General features: G+C 60.4%; 4 protein-coding genes and 1 tRNA gene. 4 read left to right on the top strand and 1 reads right to left on the bottom strand.

The annotated features are described in order from the left end of the window. Positions 1 to 451 precede the first annotated feature (451 nt). Positions 452 to 527: transfer RNA gene (locus DWX39_RS04685), tRNA-Val, on the bottom strand. 187 nt (positions 528 to 714) lie between these two features. Here DWX39_RS04685 and asnB point away from each other — a divergent pair. The 4 genes from asnB to murI all read left to right on the top strand — a co-directional run bounded on the left by asnB (position 715) and on the right by murI (position 6,225). Then, positions 715 to 2,595, top strand: coding sequence for an asparagine synthase (glutamine-hydrolyzing) (asnB, locus tag DWX39_RS04680; RefSeq protein ID WP_117563808.1), 1,881 nt, complete (start codon positions 715 to 717; stop codon positions 2,593 to 2,595). 112 nt (positions 2,596 to 2,707) lie between these two features. Continuing rightward, the gene (locus DWX39_RS04675) at positions 2,708 to 4,270 is read left to right on the top strand and encodes a Mur ligase family protein (RefSeq protein ID WP_117758665.1); all 1,563 of its coding nucleotides are present in this window, start codon (positions 2,708 to 2,710) and stop codon (positions 4,268 to 4,270) included. Positions 4,271 to 4,377: 107 nt separating this feature from the next. After that, complete coding sequence (locus DWX39_RS04670) at positions 4,378 to 5,289, top strand: HAD family hydrolase (protein ID WP_117758664.1); 912 nt, start codon at positions 4,378 to 4,380, stop codon at positions 5,287 to 5,289. Between the two features lie 51 nt (positions 5,290 to 5,340). After that, entirely contained in the window at positions 5,341 to 6,225 is an 885-nt protein-coding gene (murI, locus tag DWX39_RS04665) for a glutamate racemase (protein WP_035137557.1), read from the top strand. Positions 6,226 to 6,244: the final 19 nt, after the last annotated feature.

Below are 6,244 nucleotides of genomic sequence, written 5' to 3'. Positions count from 1 at the left end.
GACGCTCTTACACCACGTCTGCGCGCGCCACCGTCGAAATGGCGATGAATGCACGATTTTGATCTAATTGTTAGTCCTTATAATGGACATATGTTGCGTAACTTAAGCAAATACTATCTTTTGATATGTTGTAAGCAAGGTAGCAGTACTCATTTTTGCCATTTTCTGGCCACGGCCTTTGTGACAGACGTGCTGGCGGGTTCGAATCCCATGCGCTGGGCCTGAAAAAAAGAAAGGCCTCCATCGCTGGAGGCCTAACAATTCAGTGGTGGGCGATGAGGGATGTCGCGTGCGGCTGACGCCGCCCGCTCTCGCTTCGGGCCTACGGCCCTCGCGTGCTGCGCTGGAAAACGCTTCGCGTTTCCTCAGCTCCGCACCCTTGCGGGTTCGAATCCCATGAAATGGGCCCAAACAAAAAACGGTCCCCTTTCGAGGACCGTTTCCAAATCAGTGGTGGGCGATGAGGGATTCGAACCCCCAGCCTTGTGCGTGTAAAGCACCTGCGCTAACCGTTGCGCCAATCGCCCGTGCGGAGAGAGTATAGCAAAACAATCGCCTCATTCATCTCATATCCATTAAAGGTAACCGTCGCGTGTCACAGCGGAGCTGATTCAGTTGAGATTGCCTGAACATTCCGCCCCTCTTTACGCCCTCGGGTATACTCAAAAGCTACTGATTCGATTTGATGCCCAGCAACAGCAGAGGGGATAGTATATGTGCGGTTTTGTCGGTTTTGTCGGTGGGACGGATAACCAATCCGAGGTACTCACCAAGATGATGGACCGCATCGTCCATCGCGGTCCCGACATGGGCGGTCAGTTTATCGACGGCCGCGTTGCCCTCGGCTTCCGCCGTCTGTCGATCCTCGACCTGACCGAGGCTGGCGCCCAACCCATGGCCAACGAGGACGGTAGCGTCGTCATTGTCTTCAACGGCGAGATCTACAACTTCCAAGAACTCCGTTCCGAGCTCGAGGCCAAGGGCTACAAGTTCCACTGCGGCGCCGACACCGAGAGCCTCCTGCACGGCTACGAGGAGTGGGGCGAGGCAGTACTCGATCGCTTGCGCGGTATGTACGCCTTCGTCATCTGGGACAAGAAGAAGAACAAGCTTTTTGGCGCCCGCGATATCTTTGGCATCAAGCCGCTCTACTACTATCCCATGGCCGATGCGGGCGACGGCGCTCCGGGCGTGCTCTTTGGTTCCGAGATCAAGAGCTTCCTGGACTACCCGCACTTCCACAAGGCGGTCAACAAAAAGGCCCTGCGTCCGTACATGACGCTGCAGTATTCGGCAACCGAGGAGACCTTCTTCGAGGGTGTCTACAAGCTGCCGCCGGCGCATTACTTTACCGTAGACATCCCGACCGGCAAGATGAACATCGAGCGCTACTGGGATTGCGATTACTCTGCCGTCGAGAAGCCGTTCGAGGAGTACGTCGACGAGCTGGATGAGGTCGTGCACGAGAGCGTCGAGGCCCATCGCATCGCCGACGTCAAGGTCGCGTCGTTCCTCTCCGGCGGCGTCGACTCCAGCTACATCGCCGCTTGCCTCATGCCCGACAAGACCTTCTCGGTGGGCTTCGATTACAAGAATTTCAACGAGACTAACTACGCCAAGGAACTTTCTGACAAGCTCGGCGTCGAGAATGTCCGCAAGATGATTACCGCCGACGAGTTCTTCGGTGCGCTCGAGGACATCCAGTATCACATGGACGAGCCGCAGTCCAACCTGTCTTCCGTGCCGCTGTGGTTCTTGGCCGAGATGGCCCGCAAGGACGTCACCGTCGTGCTTTCGGGCGAAGGCGCCGACGAGCTCTTTGGCGGCTACGCCTACTACGAGGACACGGTTCCGGTCCGCAAGTACAAAAAGATGGTGCCGCTGCCCATCCGTCGCGCGCTCGGTAACCTGGCGCTGCATATGCCGTACTTCAAGGGACATAACTTCCTGGTCAAGGGTGCCGAGATCCCCGAGAAGTCGTTCCTGGGACAGGCTCTGGTATGGCCGGAGCGCGAGGTCGACGGCGTGCTCAAGCCCGAGTACAACACCGGCGACGGCGCCTTTGAGCTCGCTGCACCCATCTACGCACGCGTGAAGGGCCAGCCCGAGCTGGTCAAGAAGCAGTACCTGGACATGAACATGTGGCTCCCGGGCGACATTCTGCTCAAGGCCGACAAGATGTGCATGGCACATTCGCTGGAGCTGCGCGTGCCCTTCCTGGACCGCAAAGTCATGGAGTTCGCCGAGCACATTCCCGACCGCTACCGCATCAACGAGAACGGCAACAAACAGGTACTCCGCCACGCTGCCAACAAGTCGCTGCCCGATGAGTGGGCCACCCGTCCCAAGGTGGGCTTCCCGGTGCCGATTGTCTACTGGCTGCGCGAGCAAAAGTGGTACGACTATGTCAAGGAGTACTTCACCGCGCCGTGGGCAAGCGAGTTCTTCGATACCGACGAGCTCATGCACCTGCTCGATTTGCACTTTGCGGGCAAGGGCGATTTCCAGCGCAAGATCTATACGCCGCTCGTGTTCCTGGTGTGGTACAAGCGCTTCTTTATCGACGAGGACCAGCCCGCTGTTCAGGCTGCCTAGCCTCGGCTTACGAACGCCTGCGCGTAACGGCTCCTCCGGGAGCCGTTTTTGCGTGGGTGCGTTTCAGTTACTATAAAAACCGTCCCTGCCAAATGGCTGAGAAAGGTGAAAGATGCACCATTCGGATTCCGCGACCGTGACCACGGTCGATACGCTTGCCAAGCTTCTCGATGTGTTCGGCGAGCTGCGCGCATCAGAGCAGGTTGACGAGCGTGCCGTGACCGGCTGCTCGTTTGATTCGCGCGCGGTCTCGGCAGGTGACGTGTTCTTTTGCAAAGGCGCTGCCTTTAAGCCCGCGTTTTTGAGCATGGCGCTCGATGCGGGCGCCGTCGCATTTGTGTGCGAAGAGTCGCTGGTTGAGTCTCTGGAACCGCTGGCGCAGGAGAGCGGTGCTGCGATGCTGGTTGTTGATAGCGTTCGCACGGCCATGGCCCTGTTGCCGCCGGAGGTCTACGACCGTCCCGACCACGACGTCAAGATCGTGGGCATCACCGGTACCAAGGGAAAGACCACTGCCGCTTTTATGCTCCAGTCGATTATCAAGGCGGCGGGCGAGTCCTGCGGCATCATCGGCTCGGTGAGTACCGACGATGGTATCGAGTGCTACGAGAGCACCAACACCACGCCCGAGGCCCCCGAGGTCTGGCGCCATATCGCCAACTGCCGCACGTCCGGTCGCCAGTCCATGGTCATGGAGGTCTCGAGCCAGGCGCTCAAGTACCAACGCGTCGAGAATCTGCCGTTTGACGTGGCGTGCTTCCTCAACATCGGCCGCGACCACATCTCGCCGATCGAACACCCCACGTTTGAGGATTATTTTGAGAGCAAACTCAGGATCTTTGACCAGGCAAAGACCGCCGTGGTGAATCTGGGCACCGAAGAGGTTGACCGTGTGCTGGAGGCAGCGTCGACGGCCGAGCGCTTGGTGACCGTTGGCGTCGAGCATCCCGAGGCAAGCCTGTGGGCAAGCGATGTCCGCGTGCTCGGCTTTAGCATCGAGTTTAACCTGCATGGCCTGTGTGCTGACGAGTCCGAGGCGGGGGAGAAGGTCCTGCTGGGCATCGCGGGCGACTTTAACGTGGAAAACGCGTTGGTCGCTATCGCCGCTGCGCGCGAGATCGGCATCGGTATCGAGGCTATCAAAAAGGGCCTCTCCAAACTGCGTGTGCCGGGCCGTATGGAGGTCGTGGAGTCGAAGGACGGCCGCGTGATCTGCGTCGTTGACTATGCGCACAACCAGCTTTCGTTCCGTTCGCTTTTCTCGTCGGTCAAGCGCGCGTTTCCCACTAGTCCAGTCATTGCAGTGTTTGGCGCTGCCGGCGGCAAGGCGCAGGAGCGCCGCGAGCAGCTTCCGCGCGAGGCCGCACCATATTCCGACCTGATGATCTTTGCCAACGAGGACCCGGCTCACGAGGACCCGATGAAGGTCTGTCGCGAGCTTGCCGAGCATGTTCCCGACGATACGCCGAACGAGATCATCCTCGACCGTGAAGCCGCTGTGCATGCGGCGTTCAAGGCGGCGCGCGAGGAGTACGTCAACCCCAATGCTCCCACCATTGTCTTGCTGCTGGCAAAGGGTGACGAGGAGCTCATGCACGTGGGCGACGAGTTCGTGCCCATCGAGAGCGACCTTTCGTTGGCCAATCGCCTGATCGATGTTACCCAGTTTGACTAATGAACCATGATGGCGAAGGCGCCCTGAGTGCGCTGTCGCCATAAACGTGTTCCCTCAATCAAAACATGCCGTCCAAGCCCAAACCCTTCTACGTAAACGGAGTAACCATGTCCCACAACACCCTGCCGACCGTCGCCGAGCTTTCGGGCGAGATGCGCGAGCGCTTGGCCAAGGTTAAGTACGTCTTTACCGACCTGGATGCTACGATGCTCGCACCCGGCTCGTGCGTGCTGCGCGACAACGACGGCAACCCCTCGACCAAGCTCGTCGAGGCTGTCGTGGCACTTGCTCGCGCCGGCATCCAAGTGGTTCCCACCTCGGGCCGCAACCGCACCATGATCCACGAGGATGCGCGCGTGCTCGGCCTCAACTCCTACATTGGTGAGATGGGTGGCCTGGTCATGTACGATCTCAAGGCCAACGATTGGGAGTATCTGACCGGCGATATGCCCTACGACCCATCTTGCGGTCTCACGCCGCACCAGGTGATCGAGCAGACTGGCGTGTGCGAGAAGATCCTCGCCCGCTGGCCGCACAGGATCGAGTATCACAACGACATGTCGACCGGCTACAAGTACCGCGAGGTTACCGTCGGCATGCGCGGCGACATCCCCGATGACGAGGCGCAGGCCATCCTCGACGAGGCCGGCTGCGGCCTGGTGTGGGCCTGTAACGGTCACCTGACGCATCTGTCCAAGCCGACGACGCTCGAGCTCGATCGCGTCGAGGACGGTCGCGCATTCAACATCAACCCCGCGGGCCTCAACAAGGGCGTTGCCATCGCACGTTTCTGCGAGCACCTGGGGATCGAGCGCGAGGAGACGCTCGCGCTCGGCGACTCCGAGTCCGACTTCTACATGGCCGATCACGTGGGCACGTTCTGCCTGGTCGAGAATGGCCTGACGAGCGCCGGCGCGCCCGAGTTCCTGGCTGCTTGCGAGAACGCTTTCGTTACGCGCGGCAAAATTGTCGACGGTTGGGCGGCGACGGCAGAGCTGCTGGTCGCGGCGCGTTCGTAGCGCGGCGTCGCCGCACTTGGACATGTCTTTTCGAGAGAGACTGGTGAGGTAATGTCCGATATCGAGAATCCGGCAGGCGACACGCGCCCGATTGGCGTGTTCGATTCTGGTTTGGGTGGTCTGACGGTTGCGCGCGCCATCGCGACGGCGCTGCCGCATGAGTCCGTCTACTACTTCGGCGACACCAAACGCTGCCCCTACGGCACGCGCACCGAGGATGAGGTGCGCTCGTTTGCGTTGCAGGCGGGCCGTTGGCTGTCGAAGCACGACGTCAAGATTATGGTCATCGCCTGCAACACGGCGACAGCTGCGGCCTTGCGTCTGGCCCAGCAGGTGCTCGACGTTCCCGTGATCGGCGTGATCGCGCCGGGTGCCCGTGCGGCAATCAACAGCACCCGCACGCGTCGCGTGGGCGTGCTCGCCACCAACCTCACCATTCGCTCGGGCGCTTACACGCGCGCCATTCAGGACCTAGATGCCGGCGTCGACGTATACGGCTGCCCCGCCTCGAGCTTTGTTGAGGTTGTCGAACACGAGCTCGCCTCGGGTGCGCATCTGCAAGAGCAGTGGCTCGAGAACGAGGACATCTTCGATACGCCTGCCGTGCGTGCGCTGGTGGGTGCCACGGTTGAGCCACTGCGCGACCACGGTATCGATACCGTGGTGCTCGGCTGTACGCATTTTCCGCTGTTGGTGGGACCTATCCGCCATGCGCTGGGGCCTGGGGTGCGCGTCGTGAGTTCCGCCGAGGAGACCACGCGCGAGCTGACCGATATTCTCACGCGCCGCGAGCAGCTGGCGGGCGACGCCGCCGAGCCGCAGCATCGTTTTGCCACGACGGCCGATAACATTGCCGAGTTTGCGGTGGCGGGCAGCTTTATCTTTGGTCAGCCGCTCAAGAGCATTGAGCATATCGATATCGATGAGCTGAAATAGATGTAAGGCCGCCGTCAGA

Source organism: Collinsella sp. AF19-1LB (assembly GCF_003459655.1).
Classification (GTDB): Bacteria; Actinomycetota; Coriobacteriia; order Coriobacteriales; family Coriobacteriaceae; genus Collinsella.
This window is presented reverse-complemented; position numbering and strand designations above follow the sequence as displayed.

Bases quoted from the DNA above. Each gene is read 5' to 3' on its own strand.
- asnB (WP_117563808.1), top strand. From the start codon at position 715: ATGTGCGGTTTTGTCGGTTTTGTCGGTGGGACGGATAACCAATCCGAG.
- DWX39_RS04675 (WP_117758665.1), top strand. From the start codon at position 2,708: ATGCACCATTCGGATTCCGCGACCGTGACCACGGTCGATACGCTTGCC.
- DWX39_RS04670 (WP_117758664.1), top strand. From the start codon at position 4,378: ATGTCCCACAACACCCTGCCGACCGTCGCCGAGCTTTCGGGCGAGATG.
- murI (WP_035137557.1), top strand. From the start codon at position 5,341: ATGTCCGATATCGAGAATCCGGCAGGCGACACGCGCCCGATTGGCGTG.